Raw genomic sequence first — 19,114 nt, forward strand, 5'->3', positions numbered from 1 at the left:
GGGCAAATGGTTTGCTGCCAATTGTACCCCAATAGCTTACTTTTCTTCTTCCGGTCGTCGGTTACTTTTCACTATTTTCTGGTGCTTTTGTCACCTGTGGTGTGGGTTTCGGTTTTCGTTTGGGTAACAGTGCCTGTCCGCGCTTCAGTAGCTTGGCAGAGGTTGATTCTGTAGGTTCTTTTTCTGGATTGGGGAAGGGTGCTTGGTCGAACATTTTCCGCCAGGCGTATATGCCAACCATCTTGCCCGTAGCCACCACAGGTGCGGCGAGAATGGCCCCTAGAATGCCCGCCAGGCTGCTGCCCATAAAGACGGCAACCATCACAATGAGCGGATGCAGTTCCAGTGAATCCCCCACGATGCGTGGCACCAAAATATTATTTTCTAGCTGCTGGACAATCAGCATAAAAATGAAAACAATCCCAGCAAATTGCCAGTTTGCCATCTGGGCTAATGTTTCTGGCTGGAAGAACGCTACCAGGATTGCCGCCCCCGCGCCGATGATGGGGCCGAGAACCGGTACGAACTCAAGCAGGCCAGAAAGCAACCCTAAAGCCAATGAATTTTGCACACCCAAAATTGCCAATCCCAGCCACACCACCACAAAAATAATAAGCCCCAGAATGACCTGGCCGCGCAAATAAGCACTCCAAATTCGGCCGAATTCACGGAGCAACCGTTCGGCATCTTTGCGGTAGCCAGGAAGCTGAGCCATACCCGCCACGTGTTCCCCTAGCAACGGGATTTCGATGGCGAGGTAGATGGAAATGATGAAAATAAAAAGGAGATTGCCCAGTGTGGTTATGGTGGCGGTGGCTAAATTGGTAACAATCTGGCCGCCCTGGCTCACGGCCGGTTCTACCATGCCAATAAGCTGCTCCTGGATTAACGCCAGGTCAATACTGCTCGGGCTGAATGAGATGGGGCCAAACTCTAGTGGTTCGGTGCGGGCGGTGAACTCTTCAATAACGGCCGTTGTGTTTTCAATGAGCGTCGGCACCTGCTCAATGAGGGAAGAAACTTGCTCAAAGGCAGCAAACCCCAGCGCCACAAAGCCGCCGATGACTGCCACTGCCAGCAACAAATAAAGTATCAAGATGCCCGTGGTGCGTTTTAGGCGCGTGCGTCGGTCGATCATCACCGCCATGGGGTTCATGATGTAAGCCAAAATGGCGGCAATCACAATTTGCGAAATGAGTGACTGGAAGCGATAGGTAAGCCAAATAAGCAGCAGTAGTGCCGCCACCGTAACGATAACTTTGGTGCTGCGAGACCAGGGTGGCGAATCCTGGCTGTTTGGTTCAGTTGGCAGCAGTTGGTCTTCACTCATGCAGGTCTCCTCAACTTCGCGTATGAGATTATCACACGCTACCTCACTACGTCAATCAGGCGGAACTGTTGCAAAGATCGTGATATGATACGGCATCCTACTGAACAATTGAGCCTTGGGCAATTATGGCTCAGCAAGCATTACAGGAGAGAATGCAATGCGCAAAAAGGCAATTTTGATTACCGGCGCGGCTGGTGAAATTGGGCAAGCATTGGTGGAGTACATTTCTGCTACAGATAAATACACGTTGTTAACGTTAGATTTACACGCCTTGCCAGAACGGCTCAACGGCCGTTCCACGCACATCATTGGCGATATTCTAGACCAAAAGCTGTTTGCTCGGCTGGTAACAGAATACGAATTTGACTCCATTTTCCATTTGGCAGCTCTTCTTTCTACGCGCAGCGAGTTCTCGCCCGAGCTGGCACATCAGGTAAACGTCAACGGCACGCTGACCCTCCTTCAGCTTGCCGCCGATCAGTCGCAGCAGCGGGGCAAGCCCGTTCGCTTCATGTTTCCTAGCTCTATTGCCGCTTACGGCTTGCCAGATTTAGCCACCAAGCAGCGCGACTTTAACGTCCGCGAGTGGGATTGGAACTATCCTACCACCATGTATGGCTGCAACAAGCTGTATTGCGAACAGCTAGGCAGCTATTACAGTCAACATTATCAGCAGCTAGCAGAAACCACCCCCACCATGCTCGATTTCCGCAGCGTGCGTTTTCCGGGCTTGATTAGTGCCTTCACGGTGCCCTCTGGCGGCACAAGCGATTACGGGCCAGAGATGCTGCACGCTGCTGCCCAGGGAAAATCGTACCGCTGCTTCGTGCGTGAAGACAGCACGATTCCGTTTATGGCCATGCCAGATGCAATTGTGTCCTTGCTGCGTTTGTGGGAAGCTCCCCGCAGCGATCTGAATCGGCTGGTGTACAACGTGACCAGCTTTAGCCTGTCTGCCGCCGAATTTATGGCGCAGGTCAAGAACCGTTTTCCTGAGACAAAGGTGACATTTGTGCCAGACCAGCATCGCCAGGGGATTATTGATAGCTGGCCTGCTGGGCTAAATGATAAACAAGCGCGCAAAGATTGGGGGTGGCAGCCAGAGTATGATGTAGAACGAGCCTTTGACGATTATTTGGTGCCAAATATTCGCAAGATGTATCAAGAAGGTGATAAGGGGTAGTCTCGGTTGGAAAATTGCAACAGCTTATTTTAGTTGGGCTGAACGGCCGTATTAAACACAACTTTTTGTTCACTTAGACTGAACTAAATGGAGAATGATCCCCTGCTATAGATAGTTGGCTGAGAGTTTGTCACAATTTGGGAATGCAAGACAGACCTCAACTTACTCAATTTGCATGGCTTTCTATGGCGACGGCCGTTTTTACCATTGGGCTAAAAGCTGCGGCTTATTGGCTAACTGGCTCGGTTGGCTTGTTATCCGATGCGCTCGAATCTGGCGTGAACTTGGTAACGGCAGCCTTTGCCCTCATCATCCTCACCGTTGCAGCCCAGCCGCCGGATGAAGAGCATGAATACGGCCACAGCAAAGCTGAATATTTTGCTTGTGGCATTGAAGGGGGCCTGATCCTTTTTGCAGCTATCGCGATTGGCTATACTGCCTTTCAGCGATTGCTGGCTCCGCAGCCACTGGCGCAAATTGGAATCGGGTTATTCATTTCTGTGTTGGCAGCCATAGGCAATGGAGTGACCGCTCTGGCACTGCTGCGAGTGGGGCGTCGCCACAAATCAGTTACGCTCATAGCCAACGCCAATCATTTGCTTACCGATGTGTGGACTTCGGCTGGCGTGATTGTAGGGGTGTTGGCCGTCGCCCTGACGGGTTGGCAATGGCTAGACCCGGTTTTGGGTCTGTTGGTAGCTGTCCATATTGTGCTGATGGGCGTGAAGTTAATTAGAACGGCTGTTAATGGCCTCATGGATAGTTCTCTGCCAGCGGATGAATTGCACCAGGTGCGAACCATCTTGGACAGATATACCGGCGATGAGGTGCAATACCATGCCTTGCGGACGCGCCAATCAGGAGCACATCGCTTTATTTCTGTGCATGTGCAGGTGCCAGGGGCATGGTCGGTGAATCGGGGACACGCGCTGCTCGAGAAGGTTGAACGCGATTTGCGGCTTGTACTTCCTCCCGTGACGGTGTTTACCCATTTGGAGCCCGTGGATGATCCAGTATCGTGGGAAGATATTGCGCTGTATCGGAAAGTGGAGGCAGGGCAGTTAGATTCTGAGCTTTTGTCGTAGCCAAAAGAAGATGAGTCCTCCCAGGCCTCCAACAAAGCTGGTTAAGAAGCCCCCGCCGAACTGCATGTCGCCTAGCGTTTCGGTGCCGGGCAAACCCAACTGGAAGTAAATGTAGGTTAGCAATCCGCCCACAATGGCCCACAGTGGCCAACCAATTTGCTGCTCTAAGGCCACATTTTGCTGCCGTCCCAGCGAGAAGGCTGCCCCACTGGAAATGAGTAGTCCGGCAAAAACGGCCGTCAACAGCCAAAACTCCGATAGCTCAATGCGAATCCCCGGTTCCTCCGGCGGCGGGTCGACTTGCGCCAAGGTACTGGTTGGCTCTGGGGAATTTGTGGGCGAAACCGTGGCGACAGCGGTGGGCATTGGCAAGGGCGTGATGATGGGAGTTGGCTGCGGCGTCGGATCAAGAATCGAGATTTGGGCACCCGTGCCAGATTCTGTGGCACTAACCGTAATGTCTACCTCTTGTGAGACGGTTGCCGCGCCTGACTCTGCGACAATGCGGAATTGCCCTCCCTCTGTGCGGGCTTCCAGCACGTAATCGAGCTGGGCCTGCCCATTTACAGTGGGAATTTCATCAATAATATTAACCAGACCAGCCACGCGATCCCTCTGTTTGAAGCGCACCACAGTGCCGTCGGGAACGGAGTTGCCATTATTGTCCAAAATAACACCAGTTCGCAGCCGCAGCGTATCACCCACCGAGACGGCAAATGGTTCATCTCCAGCCGAGGCATCCCCGTTTTGGTTGGTAACATCCAGCCCGATGATCTGATTGGGGCTAGGCTGAGTTTGTTGGAAGAGATCGTAACTAGCACCCGCAATATTGACCGGCGATGCTCCATTAAACGGCAGCTCTTGGAACAGGGCACGCACGGCCGTATCAATAGCGGCTTCATTGTGACTGTACAAACCAAACAGGGCAGCTAGCTGCGTAATCTCTGTCGAGTCCAGATAGTATGGGGCATTGAACGCAAAAACCACTACGCGCTGATCCCGCACCAAATCAGGCCGCTGTGCCAGAAAATTATTCAGGGCCAATGAACTGGCTCCCGAGCGATCTAGCATGGCAAAAACAATCCAATCGGCCGTGCGCAAATCTTCCTGAACCAGATATTCAGGTGGTGGCGTGGCTGTGGGCAACGCGGTGGCTGTAGGGCCGTTTGCGGGCGTTGGCGAGCTGCCTGGGGCAACCGTTGGCTCAGTTGGCACGGTGTCGTAAACAATTGTCTCTGGCCCCGCATCAATAAACGCTTGCAGCTCGGCGAAGCTGTAGCTGCTAATTTGGCTAGCCTGGAGCTGGGCACTGGCCTGGGGGCCATACAAGGCCAACATGCGCTCTTCAATCGCATTTAGGCCAATAATCGGCTGAGGCTCACAAAAGCTGCATTGCTGATAATCCCGCATGTCTGTGAAAATCATAATTTGCTCGCCAGCCGTGGGAGGTTGCACCAACCGCTCCACCAACTCTTCTGGGTCTGGGGCAATGAGAGTGAGGCCCGTTTGCGCCACGTCAATCGTCGTGGCCTGCCCGCTTTCGCTGCTGACGTCCGCTTCTGTGGGGGCCATTGCTTCCAGAATGCCGTCTGGCTCAAAGCTGTCGTTGTGCAGGCGTAGTTTGAGTTGGAGGATGCGGAGAACGGCCGTATCTACCTGCTGCTGAAAGGCAACATCTGTCACGTACCGCTCCTGGAACCATAGAATCGTGTCAATGATATTTAAGAATTCATCGGCGTATGTTGCACCTTCCGGGGCAAAATCAGACAAATAAAGCAGGTCATTTCCGGCCAAAAAAGCATCTTTGGCAACGACTCGGTGCGGAAAGCCCTGCTCTTGTCCGTAAAATCGCTCGACTGCGCGCACGCCCAGCGCATCAGACACAATCAGGCCGCCTGCCTCGCGCCAAATGCTTAGCTCTTCTTGCGCCATCAGGGCTGATAATGCCAATGGGTCCAGGCTTACGGGGTTGGTCGTGGCGCGAATGTTTCCTTGGAAGCCCTGATAACGAATGTGGGTCGTCAATAACCCATCGGCAATGGCTTCTGGGCGGGTGGCTGCGCCTGTGACCGCAAAGAAAGGTGCCAGCTCAATTTGCCTCAGTTGGGAAAGCGATTTACGCACGGTAGGCACATCTTCATGGAGGGGGCGGTCGCTGGCCCCAAAGCCGGGAAAATGTTTGGGGATAACGGCAATCTGGTTCTGGCTGCCGATATGGACACCTGCTGTATAGGCACTGCCCATCACGCCAACCCAATACGGATCGCCGCCAAACGAGCGTACGCCCAAATCGCTAGGGCTAAATGGGTCTGGATTTTCAACCACATCTAGCGAAGGGCCAAAAAGCATGTTGATACCTATATTGGTAAGTTCCTCTCCTACGACTTCGCCTACCTGCTGTGCCAACGCAGGTTGCCAGGTTGCGCCAATGGCCATGTTGCTGGGCACATCTGTCAAGCCACTGAGGATGGCACTGTTCGGGTAGCCATCCCCTTCATGGGCAACACCAATAAATAGCGGCACCGGGGTAAATGGTTCGATTGGCTCTGGCGTGGGCGGGACGACGCCTTCTTCCACCTCGTTTATATCTACATCGAGGATGGGTTCTCCGCGCAGAGCTAAACTTTGCAGGTTGCGGGTTAGTTCGGCCGTTTGGGTGGGGATGTTAGCGGGATTGCCATAGCCCGTGATGTTGTCGTTGGTGGCAGAAAGCACCACGCCACCAACGTGGTAGTTGGTAATTAAATCGGCAATGTCGCTTTCCAGGGTGGCCTGGTCGCCTTCAAAGGTAACCAGGAAGAGCTGCCCCACGCGCTCAGCAACGCTCATGTTGTCCAGAATAGTTTGAGCAGCAGTGAATCTTTCTTCGGTACCGGGCGGGGTTGTTGGCGGGGTATCTTGCGCCTGAAGCGTATTGCTGCCAGCAGTGAACAGCAGAACGAGCCCAAGGTAAACGGCCGTTCTCCACCTGCGCCAACTGCTTTTTACACGCTCATAAACAGTGCTCAAGATGAACAATTGCTCCCAATTAAGTATTTTGTCTGATGCGGATCGTTGAGGCAAAGCGGCGTTTTTGCTCTTTTGTTACCGTTCAATTGTGCGCCAGAAACGGCCGTTGCAATTGGCAGGCAGAAAAGCGATCCAATACCCATATTATACCGTAGATTGCGACTCACATCACCTGTGTTACAATTTTCTAAGCTGACAAGGCAGAGCTTTAGGTCTGCCTTTCGTCTATTCCTTCCCAATACGCCCGATTTATTTCTTTTTCTGTGAATTCGTTAAGTGAACGGGAATTTCGATACCAATTTTGTTTACTTTCGCTGCCAGCAGCCCATAATGTAAAGTCTATCTGGGGAGTACCTTCTACCGTATCGTCAATAACTATCCCAGCTGAGAAACCATATGTCTGAACGTCTACGTAATATCTTTGCAACGCTTTTATTAATTTTGCTGGCAGCGAGTGCGTTTGTGGCTGGCTACTTCACCAATGATTTCGTGGAAATGCGGCGCGGTGAAGTTACCGTGCAAACCGACGATGCCGATGGCTTTGGCCTGTTTTGGGAGGCGTGGCAGCATGTCGAAGATAATTTTTTAGGCGAGCTGCCGACTTCGCAGGAGCTTACTTATGGAGCCATTCGCGGGTCGATTGCCTTACTGGGTGATCCGTACACATTTTTTGTAGAGCCTGTGGATCGGGAGATTGAGCGGCAGTCGCTCCAGGGTACGTTTGGTGGCGTGGGGGCAACAGTTTCTCGCCCTGAAGAAGGTGGTCCGGTTTTCTTGGAGCCAATCCCCGGCAACCCGGCAGCCGAAGCAGGGATACTGTCTGGTGATGAGCTATTGGCAGTTGATGGAGAGCCGATCACGCCGGAAATGACGGTGCAGGATGTGGCCAATATGGTGCGCGGTGAAAAAGGCACGATTGTGGTGCTGACGGTAATTCATCCCGGCGAAACGGAGTCAGTTGATATTGAAGTGGAGCGGGGTGATATCTTAATCCCGTCGGTGAGTTATCGGCTGTTGCGCGAGAATGATCAGGTAGGCTATATTCAGCTAACCCGCTTTAGTGGTGAGAGTGCCAATGAGATTGAAACGGCCGTGCTCGATCTGCAATCTCAAGGGGCAACGCAGCTTATTCTGGATTTACGGGGTAACGGGGGTGGGTTGCTGGATGCGGCCGTTTCGGTGGCTGACCAGTTTCTGACAGATGGCCCAATTCTGTACCAACAATCACGCGGCGAGGATGAGCGCATTTACGAAGCAACCAGCGAAACCTTGGCGCCCGATATTCCCATCATGATCTTGATTGATGGTGGGACGGCTAGCTCTTCCGAAATTTTAGCTGGCGCATTGCAAGATCGAGGTCGCGCCCTGCTGGTGGGCAGCACGCCAACCTTTGGCAAAGGCTCTGTGCAGCTCGTGTATGATTTGAGTGATGGCTCGTCGGTGCATGTCACCGCCTCCCGCTGGCTTACGCCAGAGCGCAATCAGCTTGACCAGCAAGGGTTGTCGCCGGATGTTTTGGTGACGGTGACACAAGAGGACATTGATAACGGCCGTGATGCTGTTTTGAATCAGGCCGTATTGGAACTGCAACGTTTGGTGCAACGAGACGAGTAAGGCCAATTCCAGAAAATAACGATCCCGAATTGATGCCGTTTCAGGAATTGGCTAGAGGCTTTTTCAAAACGCATAGGATCATTGAATTTTTGAAAAACCCTAAGGACAGTTTGATGAATAACGACAATTATCCAACCAATCAACCAACTGGCAGCGATCGGTCGCTACTGTTTATTGTGGCTGTTGCTGGCGTTTTGCTTTGTTTAGGTACGGCCGTTGCTGGCTTTTTCATCGGTCGGGCAACTGCCGAGCCACAGGTCATCACCGAAATGGAAACTGAAGAAGTCACCCGCGAAGTGGAAGTGACGCGCGAGGTGGCAGTGCCCGTCGTCGTAGAGTCAGAAGCCAGAGAAGCTCCTCCTGTTGCCTCAGAAGAGAGCGAGGATGTGGTGGAAGAAACGGCCGTTGAGGAAGGCGAAGAAGCAGAAAGTGAGCCTGAGGTTGATCTACCCACACTTCGCCTGGAAGAAATTTCGGAAATTGATTTTGACCTTTTCTATGAAGTATGGGAACTGGTAGACGAAGGCTTCGACGGCGAGATTCCCCAGAACCAAGAGATTCTTTACTCGGCCATTGAAGGCTCCTTAGACACATTGGAGGATGAATACACGCGCTTTATTCGGCCTGAAGTGGCGGCGCGGCTGCGTGAGGATGCTGGCGGTTCTGTTGAAGGCATTGGCGCGTTCGTGCGGGAAACTGAGGAAGGTCAGTTTGAAATTGTGCGCCCCATCCCAGACCAGCCTGCTGATTTGGCAGGGCTGCTGCCTGGCGACATTGTCATTGCCGTAGATGGTGATTCAGTTGAAGACATCTCGTTTGACGAGGTGATTTTGCTGGTTCGCGGCCCGCGCGGCACCGATGTGACGCTAACGATATTGCGCGAGGGTGAACCAGAGCTACTGGAGTTCACCATTACTCGCGTGCGCTTTGAAATCGCCACGGTTGAATCTGAATTATTGGAAGGCAACATTGCTTACATCAAGCTCACTTCTTTTGACCAAACTGCTACAGAAAAGACGGTGGACGCATTAGAATCTTTGCTGGCGCAAGGTGCCGAAGCCGTGATCTTTGATTTACGGGATAATCCCGGCGGCTTCCTAAACCAATCTATCAGCATTGCCGATCTGTTTTTGGCAGAAAGTGTGGTTTTATTTGAGCGAAATAATGCTGGGCTGGATCAGGTTTTCCGCGCTAATGACGGTGATTTGGGTGAAGGCTTACCGCTGATTGTGTTGGTGAATGGCGGCAGCGCCAGTGCGTCAGAAATTGTGGCGGGGGCGATTAAAGATAACGGCCGTGCCATTCTGATTGGCGACATCACTTTTGGCAAGGGGTCTGTACAGCAAGTGTACCAGCTCTCTGATGGCTCGGAGATGCGGGTGACCATTGCCCGTTGGTACACGCCCAGCAACAGTACCATCGATGGGGAAGGGGTAACGCCAGACATTGTGATTGAAATGGAATTTGATGCCGAAGAGGATATTCAGCTTTTGCGCGCAATTGAATATCTGCAAGAGGATCAATAACAAGTAGTTGAGTCGTAGACATGACACAGAAAAGTGCTGGCAAGAAGATAATTGCCACCAATAAACGGGCTCGTTTTGAGTATGAACTGCTGGAATTTTTTGAAGCAGGGCTGGTCTTAACGGGCACGGAGATTAAATCGGTGCGAGCCAACCGGGTGAGCCTGGCACGCAGTTACGTGCAGCCGCGTGATAATGAGCTATGGCTGGTGGAAGCCCACATCGCCGAATACGATCACGGCAACACGCAAAATCATGAGCCAACCCGCCCCCGCAAGCTGCTGCTGCATCGGCGGGAAATCAGCAAGATTTTGGATTCATTGGGGCAGAAGGGGTTAACGGCCGTTCCCACCCGACTATACCTGAAAAACGGCCGTGCCAAACTGGAATTTGCTCTGGCGCGAGGCAAAAAGCTGCACGACAAACGTCAATCTCTGGCCCGCCGCGATAGCCAGCGCCAGGTTGAACGCGCCCTCCGCGAAAAATATCGCTAGATAAGATGGCGAGGCTATTCTAAATCTGTAAGGGAAACGGGGTCTTGCTGCGGGGTGCAAATGCCACACCACACCGAACCAGCAACAACAAATGCTTTGTAGCCGCCCGTCGTTGTGCGGTAAGAGTGAATAATGTAAGGCTTTTCGTCGGCGTGGGTTTTGCAGACGGCACGTCCACAAAATTTACATGCCGCATGAGCCGGTCTTTCGCAGTGCCAGCATTCCATATCTAATTTACTCCGTAAACTCCAAATCTTTGTTGGCAAATAGGTCAACGGCAAGTAAAAATAGAACCGTCGCATACAAGAGCAATATGGCTGGTGCCAAGGATTGATTGGCGGTGAAGTACCCGTTGATGATGCCTTCAGCCAGAGCCTCAAACGGCCAGAAAACAAAGCCAAAAAGTCGACTGATGATGTTGTCATCCATTTGGTTTAAGGTGTGGGCATAATTCTCCAGGTTGTTGCTAATTTCCACCCATCCCTGGTTGATGGCATACCGGCTGAGACTGGTAGAGAGGCTGGCTAAGCTCTCATTTTGTAATCCCCGCCCAAACAGCAGGATTGCCAGCAAGCCAAAAACATAAATGCGTGACCAGCCGATGGTGACGAAATCTGAGGCGTGGAGGGCAAGAACGGCCATCAGCAGCATGGGGGGCAGCCAAATTGGTGGAATTTCTAGCAGCACACCTAGCGTGAGCGATGGGCCATTTACCAATGCCAACAGCATAAGCAGCAGCTGAAAAATCAGGGCTATGAACAGACTGCTGAAGAGGACGGCCGTTACAAATTCCACGCGGCTATTTAGGCGCACCAAAAAAGGGTAATGTTGGGCGTCGTTGGCTCTGGCCGCAACGCTGAGCGTGACCAAAAACGCCAAGCCCGCCCCAAAGCCACCAATCAGCAGCCGATAATATGCGGCATCCGGGGTTTGTTGCTGTGGATTAAATAGCAAAAACCAAACTGCCAACGTGAGCAGCAAATAAAGAATGCCTGTTAGCGAAAATAAAACGGTGCGAATGAAGTAGCGTGCCAGAACGGAAATTCGCTGAATCATTGAACAGCCCTCGCGTAAATCTCTGCCAGGGTGACATGCTTTTGCTCAACGTGCAAAACATCGTACTGTGAGCGCAGCAACAGAGCCAGGATTTCACGCCGAAGCTGCATGGCCTGCCCACGAAGCTGAATCTGATTCCCCTGCACCTGAATTTCTGGATGCTGGGCTTGAATAATATGGGCAATCTCGCCTAAATCGCGATCGGCCTGAATAAGCGTGTGGGGGCTAATGGTGAGGGCATCAACCATGCTGTTTTGGAAATGGATTTGCCCGTTGTTCAAGATGACAAGCTGGGTGCACACGGCAGTTACCTCCTCCAACTGGTGCGAAGAAAGCAAGATAGTTTTTCCGGCAGCGTGCAGCTTTTTAATGAGTGCCTGCATGTCTGCCTGTCCAGTGGGGTCCAGGCCGTTAGATGGCTCATCCAGCAAAAGCAGAGGCGGGTTGCCCATCATTGCCTGCGCCAAACCCAGCCGCTGCCGCATTCCCTTGGAGCATTCGCCAATGCGCTTGTTTGCCTGGCTAACCAAATCAACCTGAACCAGGGCGTTAAAAACGGCTTTTTCCTGCGATTCTGGCGGCAGGCCACATAAATTTGACATCATCGTTAAATATTCACTCACGCGCAACTTTTGGGGGAACAGCAGTCGGTCTGGTTTGTAGCCGATGGCTGGCCAACGGCCGTTTGTCGGGCGAATTTTGCCGCTATCTGGGTGGAGTAAGCCGGCAATCAGCTTGAAAAGTGTGGTTTTGCCAGCCCCATTTGGCCCTAGCAAGCCAACCACCTCGCCTCGCGGCACGCGCAGCGAAACGCTGCTTAAAGCCCTGAGCGAGAAAAAATTTTTGCTGACGTTTTGAATCTCAATCACAATTGGTTTCCGTGCATTTAGTGTGTGGTCAGTAGTGTAGCATACTGTGCGTTTTATGGCTGGGGGAGCGGAATTTGCACTAAAATGAGGGAGAGGTCGTCCGTGTGATCCTGGGCGGCTTTCATGAGGGTTGGGGCAACGGCTTCGGGAGAAACGGCCGTTGCCAAATAACCGGTTAGCTGCTCATCTGGCAGCGTTCCCCAGATGCCATCACTGCACAGCAGCAGCCAATCCCCAGCAAACAACCGCTGAGTAAATAAATCGACCTGCGGCTTTTCCGTTGCGCCCAAAGCATGTGTTAGCACATTTGTGTAAGGATGTGTTAACGCTTGCTCGGCAGTGATATGTTCTTGCTGAACGAGCCAGGCTACTAGCGAATGATCCTGCGTCAATTGCTCCAGCTGCTTTTGCCGATAGAGGTACGTGCGGCTGTCCCCAGTGTTGGCAACGATTAAGGCTTGATCCAGCACAATGGCACAGGTGACGGTGCTGGCCATTCGTTCTTCGCTGCTGCTTGTCATTTCCCGAATGGCCTCATTGGCGGTCAAGATAGCTTTCCGTAGCTGCTGGCGCAGTCGTTTTATGGTTTGGTCAGAAACGACCGTAATCACTGGCCAAACCGGATCAAATTGCATGGCCAGCGTGTTGATCACCGTTTGGCTGGCACGACTGCCGTCCTTCAGGCCACCAACGCCATCTGCCACCACAAACAGGCCGTATGGAATATTGCCGCCGGTACGCCCTGTTGTGGCATACACTGCGTCCTGGTTTGCAGCTTTACCCGGATGCTTGGCATCAGTGGCCACCGCATACACAAAATCAGTCATTGTGCACATACTAAAAAGAAGAGAAGCCGCAATCACACGGCTCCTCTTCATACTTATCTCTTATCTATTGAAATTCCCAACCAAAATCAACTTCCAGCCGTTCTTCGCCCGCTGCCAAATTGATGCCCTGTAGCCCAACACCATAATTGGGCCACGTCCAATCTCCTGGAATAAGCAGATCGACATTTTCAGAGCTAAACGGCTCAATCGCTACACAGTACAATCCTTCATCAAGGCCTTCAAACCGGTATAGGCCCGCATCGTCGGTGACGGCAGTGGCCAGTACGGTACTGTCTGGCACGATGGCATCTGCTGGGCAGGCTCCGGCGGCAAGTTTCACAGTGATGTCAGCCAAGCGTGGCTCGTTGATCAGTTCTCCATCGCCTCGGTAGAAACCAGAGCCATCGCCACTAATATCTACACAGCCCGCCGATGGCTCGCCGCTGCTGGTAAAGAAGCACACATCTTGCCAAACCACACCACCAATAACGGCCGAACTGGGTTCAGGTGTCGCTTCGGGTTCACCCACTTCAATTTGCACCCAAATCACCTGATCGGCAAAGCCGTCCACACCAAAGGGGTTGCCTGCTGCATCTGCCAACAGGTAGTCGGCCCGGTAAGTGCCTAATGTCTCTGGGGCTGTAAGCGGAATGGCAATATCCACAGTTTGCCCCGGCACGACAGCACTTTCTAGCGGAATGCTCAATTCGCCACCCAAATCATCTCCACCAGCAAAGATGAGGCTGTAGTTGGTTGTCCAGGGGCAGGTGCCAATGTTGCGTAATTGCCATGATTTTTCAAATGTTTCCCCAGGGCCGAAAACGGTATCATCGGGCACGGTTTCTTGTACAAAGGCGATGCTGTTGGTGCAGTTTGCCAGATCAACCTCTGGCACAGGCAGGAATTGATAATCCCAGCCAAAGTTCACACCCGTTGCCAAATCACCATCGGTCAAGGTTACTGAGGCATTGTTCACTTCTGTATCTGGGAAGGTGAAGCCACCGGGCAGTAGCTGCTCGTTGGCCACGTCTAGTGGGTCTATTGAGACACAGTAGGTACCTGCGGGCAGGTCGGTAAAGACGTAGTCTCCGTCTTCATCAGTGGTAGCGGTCGCAATGCTGCCGACGGCTGGGCATTCCCCTTCGCCCAGGCTAACGAGCACGTTTGGTATGCCGGGTTCGCCATCTTCCAGCAGACTGTTGGCCTGGAAGCCGCCCTCTGGTAGGGCAATACACCCAGCGGAGGGAACGGCCGTATCGTCACCACCGCCTCCGCCAGCCACGGCGCACAAATCATGCCACACCTTGCCATTGATTATGCCCATATTGCTATCCACCGGGGTGGCCGTAGGGGTTGGCGTTGCTTCTTCTGCCTGGGCAACATTGTCCACTTGCAGGGTAAACGAGCCATTGATGCCATTGACGTTTACCGCATATGTGCCTGCGGACAGCCCCAGCACATCCAGCGAAATGGTTTCTTCAAAGGGTACCAGGGCTTCCGTACAAAGCTCGCCAGTTTGCCGGAGCGTGGTGATGTTGATGTTGAATGTAGTGCCCTGCTGGGTTGTCTCAACGTTGTCGATGGTGGTGCAGCCGTCAGGTAAATCGCCTCTGGCACGCACGTTAACTTGCACGGGGAACGATTCCAATATCAAAATTTCGATGCTGTCTACGGCCGCTTCTTGTTGCAAAGGGGTATCATCTGGAACTGCGGCTGTTGGGGTGTCTGCTGCGGTGGTAGGGGTGGAATCGGCCGTATCTGGTTCATTTCTGCCGCCACAGGCAACTAGCCCTGTCAAAAGTAGCAGCAAGATAAAAAGCACAAATTTCTTCATACGTATTCTTCTCCTAAATTTTGGCATAGGATGCCGTCTTGCGCGCAAAGATCACTCAGAAAGCAAATAGGCCAAGAGCAGCTTGGCACTATTTTCCAGGGCATCCCTGTGCGTGCGCTCGTAATGATGAGAGGCATCTACGCCTGGCCCTACAAGCCCCACGCGCACATCACCGCCTGCGCGCCAATACGCTTCACCATCGGATGCATAGAACGGGTAGATGTCGGTGGTGTAGCGCAGCTTATTAGCTTCGGCCAAAGCCTCCAGCTCGCGGCGTAGCTGCATATGGTACGGGCCAGCCGAATCTTTGGCACAAATGGTCACGGAATACTCATCTGAGGTTTGGTTGGGGGCAACGACTGCCATATCAATGGAGATGAGGTCAGCTAAATTGGATGGAAAGCCGGTGGCAGCCCCGTGCCCCACCTCTTCATAATTACTGATGTGGAAGTAGCTGTCTTGAACGGGCTGTAGTCCTGCTTCAGCCATAGCCAGCATTGCCCCAAACATACAGGCGATGCTGGCTTTGTCGTCTAGGTGACGTGAGCGGATAAACCCGTTGTCGTTGACCTCTACGCGGGGATCAATAGCGATGACATCGCCTACGCGAATTCCCAGAGCTTGGGTCTCTTCTTCGCAGGTTGTATGGGCATCAATGCGTACTTCCATGTTGGTGTCGTCACGGGGGGCGTTGCGTTCTTTGCTGGTGTGGGCGTGGACAGAGGCGGTTGTCGGCAGGATAGTGCCCCGGTATGTTTGGCCGTTGCTGGCAAAAATGGTGACGCCTTCCCCCTCAACAGAAGTCCAGCCCCAGCTGCCCAATTGCGTTATGCGGAGACGGCCGTTTTCCTTGATTTGCCGCACCATTGCCCCCAAGGTATCTACATGCGCCGTCAGGCCACGCGGTGCGTTTTGCTGTTTGCCAGGCCAATGTGCTACCAGCAACCCTTTTGGCGTTTGTTTTTGTGTAAGCGGGGCATCGACAAATGTAGTGGCGAACTTTTCTTCGAGCCACTGCATAGCCCGGTCTGTGTCACCAGTTGGGCTGGGTATATTGAGCAGTTCGGTTAGGAACGCAACCATCGCATCGACATTTACCGTGGGCAGCATAGACTCAGTGTCTCCTTGTTATTTGTCATTGGTATCGAAAAAGTTTGACGTCGCATATGCCAGTTACTTGAAACGCTTCAAAGGGACTGCATGGAACGTTTGTAATTCTGCGGATTATAAAGTATGGCTTGTTTGTTAACAATGTTTGGAGCCAGGACAGCAGTGCTATGACGGATTCGCTATATCTTCTGGCTCAGTTTCTGAATATGATGTGAGCAGATTGGCAAAAGGCTTACTTATCTTTATAGGCCATTTGTCAGGAGCACAATTTACCACATCTGGAAGGGTGGGAGCCTTTCCCTTTTTTCAAAAATAATAATCGCTTCATCCCAGGGCTTGGTGGGCCTGGTTGTCTGTTGCGTGGAGAATGATTGTGAAGTTGGCAAAAAATCACTCTGGCAAAACCCCCTCGTTTGTTCGTTTCAACTTGATTTGGCTGCTTTTTTGTTCACTGGTGGTTTGGTGTTGGGGAACGGTCGTTCCCACCCAAGCTAGCACCATCAGCCAAAACAACCCTCAATTGGCACAGCTTACCGCTCAGGCGCAGGAGGCAGGCAGCGTGCGCGTCATTGTGCAGCTCGATTTGCCCTTTCGGCCCGAAGCTGATTTAGAAGATGCCCAAGCTGTGCAGACACAGCAGCTAGATATTGACAGCTTACAGCAAAGCGTGCTAAATGTCTTGGCCGATAGCGACGTCAATATTGTAGCTGCTTACCAGTATATTCCGTATTTGGCGTTAGAACTGGATGCGGCCGCTTTAGAAACATTGGCCAGCTTGCCGCAGGTAGTAGCGATTGAAGAAGATATCCCCGTACCGCCCACACTTAGCACAAGCGTCCCGGTGATTGGCGGCGATTTGGCATGGGTCAGTGGCTACACAGGTGCAGGCCAAACCGTAGCCGTTTTAGACACGGGTGTGGATACCGCTCATGCTGCTTTTACTACAGGCGGCAGCCGCATTGTGTCCGAGGCATGTTACTCCACCACAAACGAGGGCTATGGAGCAACCACAGTTTGTCCGGGCGGTGTGGAAGAATCAACGGCCGCTGGCTCCGGGATTGATTGCACGGCCGAAGTGGGGTCGAGCAACAGCAAAGCCCAATCTGATTGCAGCCACGGCACCCACGTAGCCAGCATTGCCGCTGGGGATAACGGCGGCAGCGTTGTGGGTGTAGCCCCAGATGCCAACATTATTGCTATTCAGGTGTTTTCTTTGTTCAATAACACCACGTATTGCGCGGGGTACTCTAACTGTATGCTGACCTTCACTAGCGACCAGATTTTGGGGCTAGAGCGCGTTTATGCGCTGCGCGACACATACGACATTGCCAGCGTGAACATGAGCCTGGGTGGGGGGCAATATTTTGCCGCCTGCGATAGCGACGGCCGTAAAGCCGCCATTGACAATTTACGCGCCGCAGGCATTGCCACCGTTATTGCCACCGGCAACAATGGCTACCGCGACAGCATGAGTGCCCCTGGCTGCATTTCCTCCGCCATCAGCGTGGGAGCCACTGACAATGCCGATAACGTGGCTTCATTCTCCAATATTGCCCCGTTTGTAGATTTACTAGCACCCGGTGTGAACATTTATGCGGCCGTTCCCAATGGCCTCAGTACAAAATCCGGCACCTCGATGGCGACGCCGCACGTGACAGGGGCCTGGGCCTTGCTCAAGCAGGCAATGCCGGGTGCCTCGGTGGATGATGCGCTGGCCGCGTTTCAGGCGGGGGCGGTGTTGGTGGATGATGATCGCAGCAGCGGCACGGTGACCAACATGCCACGCATCAACGTGAACAATGCCATCAACGGCTTTGTCACTGGCCTCACGGTAGACGTGACGGGTTCGCAAAGCTATTTGCTACCGCAAGATGAGGTCGAGCTGACCCTAACAATCAGCAACGACACGGGCGATGCGGCCAGCAATGTGACGGTCAGCACCCCCATGCCGTCGGATTTATCACTCGATAACGGATCGCTGAGTGGGGATGCGGCAGTTTCCAACGGAACCATCACCTGGACAACAGGGCAAACGCTCTCCCCCGGTCAATCGTTGGTGCGCACGGCCGTATTCACAGTAAAAAGCAGCGCATCGGCTGGGGAAATTATTTTTACCGCCACGGGCAACTCGCCAGATATGGATGAAGCGCGGCAAGGTACGGCCGTTCTCAACATCAACGAGGTAGTGGGCTGCGACTTTAGCGATGGGTTTGAGTCTGGTAATTTGAGTGCAGCGTGGGAAACGGCCGTTACTGCTGAAGGCCGCGTGCAGGTGTCAGATGGATTGGCCGCTAGCGGCAGCTACAGTGCCGTGCTGGATGATAGCATTGCCGGAGGCGACTATTCCGAAGCCGCTCTTATTCTCACCGCCGATTTGACTGGGCAAGCTGAAGTAATGCTTGATTTCAACTGGCATGACCTGGGGGACGAGTACCATGCTGATTTTGACGGGGTGTTTGTGCGGGAGCAGCCGGGTGATGCCTGGGTGAAGGTGTACGATTTTGTTGGCAGCAACCATGACAATTTTCAAGCGGGCCAAATTGCGTTAGAAACGGCCGTTGCCAACAATGGCCTCACGCTGACTGATCGGTTCCAGATTAAATTTGGCTTTTACGATAACTTCTCCTTCAATGCCAGCAGCATCAGCGGTGGCGACGGGTATGCCATCGACGACGTCCGCTTGACCTGCGTGCCGCGCGGCTTGGCCGCGTCACAGCAAAGTGACAACCCGAATCCACAGCCAGGTGATGCGGTCAATTTCCAAATCACCGTGACCAACAACGAAACCATCACGGCTACTAACACCGTTATTAACTTCTTCATGGCAGATGGCATGCAGCTAAATGGGGAGGTGGTGGTGGATACGGGAACGGCCGTTTCTGGCAGTTTTGGCAGCAATCCCCCGTTGGTTGCCAGTGGACTCACCATTGGCCCTGGCGAACAGGTGATTGTTACTATCCCTACGACTGTTTCTCAAGATTTGGCTCCAGGCACGATTCTGGAGAATGTGTTGATTATTAGCAGCAACGAATTTGGTAGCCCTCCACCTGTAACACAAGAAATCGTCGTGCAGGCCGGAGGATTTGCCGTGTACATTCCAACGGTCATTCGTTAACAAACTGCACAAAGACGGCGAGCCAAGATTAGCTGCCCCAATGCCACTTCATTCAATTATTCACT

The 19,114-nt window shown here is 52.8% G+C and carries 13 protein-coding genes; 6 read left to right on the top strand and 7 right to left on the bottom strand.

Going from position 1 to position 19,114, the window contains the following annotated elements:
* Nucleotides 1–61 precede the first annotated feature (61 nt).
* Nucleotides 62–1,330, bottom strand: coding sequence for an AI-2E family transporter (locus ACOQPU_RS05890; protein ID WP_420644194.1), 1,269 nt, complete (start codon nucleotides 1,328–1,330; stop codon nucleotides 62–64).
* 157 nt (nucleotides 1,331–1,487) lie between these two features.
* Between ACOQPU_RS05890 and ACOQPU_RS05895 the strand changes: the two genes are divergently transcribed.
* Together ACOQPU_RS05895 and ACOQPU_RS05900 are read left to right on the top strand one after the other, a co-directional pair.
* Nucleotides 1,488–2,513 carry an NAD-dependent epimerase/dehydratase family protein gene (locus ACOQPU_RS05895; protein ID WP_420644195.1) on the top strand — a complete coding sequence of 342 codons (1,026 nt, stop codon included), beginning with the start codon at nucleotides 1,488–1,490 and terminating at the stop codon, nucleotides 2,511–2,513.
* A gap of 185 nt (nucleotides 2,514–2,698) precedes the next feature.
* Nucleotides 2,699–3,598, top strand: a complete 900-nt coding sequence (locus ACOQPU_RS05900; RefSeq protein ID WP_420644196.1) for a cation diffusion facilitator family transporter — start codon at nucleotides 2,699–2,701, stop codon at nucleotides 3,596–3,598.
* Here the strand turns inward: ACOQPU_RS05900 and ACOQPU_RS05905 are convergent.
* Nucleotides 3,575–6,607, bottom strand: a complete 3,033-nt coding sequence (locus ACOQPU_RS05905) for a glycoside hydrolase family 3 N-terminal domain-containing protein (protein ID WP_420644197.1) — start codon at nucleotides 6,605–6,607, stop codon at nucleotides 3,575–3,577. The two genes, ACOQPU_RS05900 and ACOQPU_RS05905, sit on opposite strands and share 24 nt — an antisense overlap.
* A gap of 396 nt (nucleotides 6,608–7,003) precedes the next feature.
* Here ACOQPU_RS05905 and ACOQPU_RS05910 point away from each other — a divergent pair, with 396 nt between their 5' ends.
* The 3 genes from ACOQPU_RS05910 to smpB all read left to right on the top strand — a co-directional run bounded on the left by ACOQPU_RS05910 (nucleotide 7,004) and on the right by smpB (nucleotide 10,238).
* On the top strand, nucleotides 7,004–8,221 hold the full coding sequence (locus tag ACOQPU_RS05910; protein WP_420644198.1) for a S41 family peptidase: 1,218 nt from the start codon (nucleotides 7,004–7,006) through the stop codon (nucleotides 8,219–8,221).
* A gap of 113 nt (nucleotides 8,222–8,334) precedes the next feature.
* Entirely contained in the window at nucleotides 8,335–9,747 is a 1,413-nt protein-coding gene (locus ACOQPU_RS05915; RefSeq protein WP_420644199.1) for a S41 family peptidase, read from the top strand.
* A gap of 20 nt (nucleotides 9,748–9,767) precedes the next feature.
* Nucleotides 9,768–10,238 (top strand): SsrA-binding protein SmpB, encoded by a 471-nt coding sequence (gene smpB, locus ACOQPU_RS05920; RefSeq protein WP_420644200.1) that lies wholly within the window; start codon nucleotides 9,768–9,770, stop codon nucleotides 10,236–10,238.
* A 234-nt stretch (nucleotides 10,239–10,472) separates the two neighbouring features.
* Here the strand turns inward: smpB and ACOQPU_RS05925 are convergent, their stop codons facing one another.
* The 5 genes from ACOQPU_RS05925 to ACOQPU_RS05945 form a co-directional block, all read right to left on the bottom strand.
* Complete coding sequence (locus tag ACOQPU_RS05925) at nucleotides 10,473–11,294, bottom strand: hypothetical protein (RefSeq protein WP_420644201.1); 822 nt, start codon at nucleotides 11,292–11,294, stop codon at nucleotides 10,473–10,475.
* Nucleotides 11,291–12,163, bottom strand: coding sequence for an ABC transporter ATP-binding protein (locus ACOQPU_RS05930; RefSeq protein ID WP_420644202.1), 873 nt, complete (start codon nucleotides 12,161–12,163; stop codon nucleotides 11,291–11,293). The genes ACOQPU_RS05925 and ACOQPU_RS05930 overlap by 4 nt, the downstream gene beginning before the upstream one ends.
* 53 nt (nucleotides 12,164–12,216) lie before the next feature.
* A complete protein-coding gene (locus ACOQPU_RS05935) occupies nucleotides 12,217–12,990 on the bottom strand; it encodes a PP2C family protein-serine/threonine phosphatase (protein ID WP_420644203.1) in 774 nt (257 codons plus the stop codon).
* A 64-nt stretch (nucleotides 12,991–13,054) separates the two neighbouring features.
* Nucleotides 13,055–14,824: an NBR1-Ig-like domain-containing protein gene (locus ACOQPU_RS05940; RefSeq protein WP_420644204.1), complete on the bottom strand. Its 1,770-nt coding sequence runs from the start codon at nucleotides 14,822–14,824 to the stop codon at nucleotides 13,055–13,057.
* Nucleotides 14,825–14,875: 51 nt separating this feature from the next.
* Nucleotides 14,876–15,934 (bottom strand): M42 family metallopeptidase, encoded by a 1,059-nt coding sequence (locus ACOQPU_RS05945; protein ID WP_420644205.1) that lies wholly within the window; start codon nucleotides 15,932–15,934, stop codon nucleotides 14,876–14,878.
* Between the two features lie 373 nt (nucleotides 15,935–16,307).
* Between ACOQPU_RS05945 and ACOQPU_RS05950 the strand changes: the two genes are divergently transcribed.
* On the top strand, nucleotides 16,308–19,049 hold the full coding sequence (locus ACOQPU_RS05950; protein ID WP_420644206.1) for a S8 family serine peptidase: 2,742 nt from the start codon (nucleotides 16,308–16,310) through the stop codon (nucleotides 19,047–19,049).
* Nucleotides 19,050–19,114 lie beyond the last annotated feature (65 nt).

This window comes from Candidatus Leptofilum sp. (assembly GCF_965223285.1).
In the GTDB taxonomy this organism is placed as follows: Bacteria; Chloroflexota; Anaerolineae; order Promineifilales; family Promineifilaceae; genus Leptofilum.

What these genes read in the sequence shown, in the direction of transcription:
- ACOQPU_RS05900 (WP_420644196.1), top strand. Translation starts at nt 2,699, where the DNA reads ATGGCGACGGCCGTTTTTACCATTGGGCTAAAAGCTGCGGCTTATTGG.
- ACOQPU_RS05895 (WP_420644195.1), top strand. Translation starts at nt 1,488, where the DNA reads ATGCGCAAAAAGGCAATTTTGATTACCGGCGCGGCTGGTGAAATTGGG.
- ACOQPU_RS05925 (WP_420644201.1), bottom strand. Translation starts at nt 11,294, where the DNA reads ATGATTCAGCGAATTTCCGTTCTGGCACGCTACTTCATTCGCACCGTT.
- ACOQPU_RS05890 (WP_420644194.1), bottom strand. Translation starts at nt 1,330, where the DNA reads ATGAGTGAAGACCAACTGCTGCCAACTGAACCAAACAGCCAGGATTCG.
- smpB (WP_420644200.1), top strand. Translation starts at nt 9,768, where the DNA reads ATGACACAGAAAAGTGCTGGCAAGAAGATAATTGCCACCAATAAACGG.
- ACOQPU_RS05935 (WP_420644203.1), bottom strand. Translation starts at nt 12,990, where the DNA reads ATGACTGATTTTGTGTATGCGGTGGCCACTGATGCCAAGCATCCGGGT.
- ACOQPU_RS05915 (WP_420644199.1), top strand. Translation starts at nt 8,335, where the DNA reads ATGAATAACGACAATTATCCAACCAATCAACCAACTGGCAGCGATCGG.
- ACOQPU_RS05940 (WP_420644204.1), bottom strand. Translation starts at nt 14,824, where the DNA reads ATGAAGAAATTTGTGCTTTTTATCTTGCTGCTACTTTTGACAGGGCTA.
- ACOQPU_RS05945 (WP_420644205.1), bottom strand. Translation starts at nt 15,934, where the DNA reads ATGCTGCCCACGGTAAATGTCGATGCGATGGTTGCGTTCCTAACCGAA.
- ACOQPU_RS05910 (WP_420644198.1), top strand. Translation starts at nt 7,004, where the DNA reads ATGTCTGAACGTCTACGTAATATCTTTGCAACGCTTTTATTAATTTTG.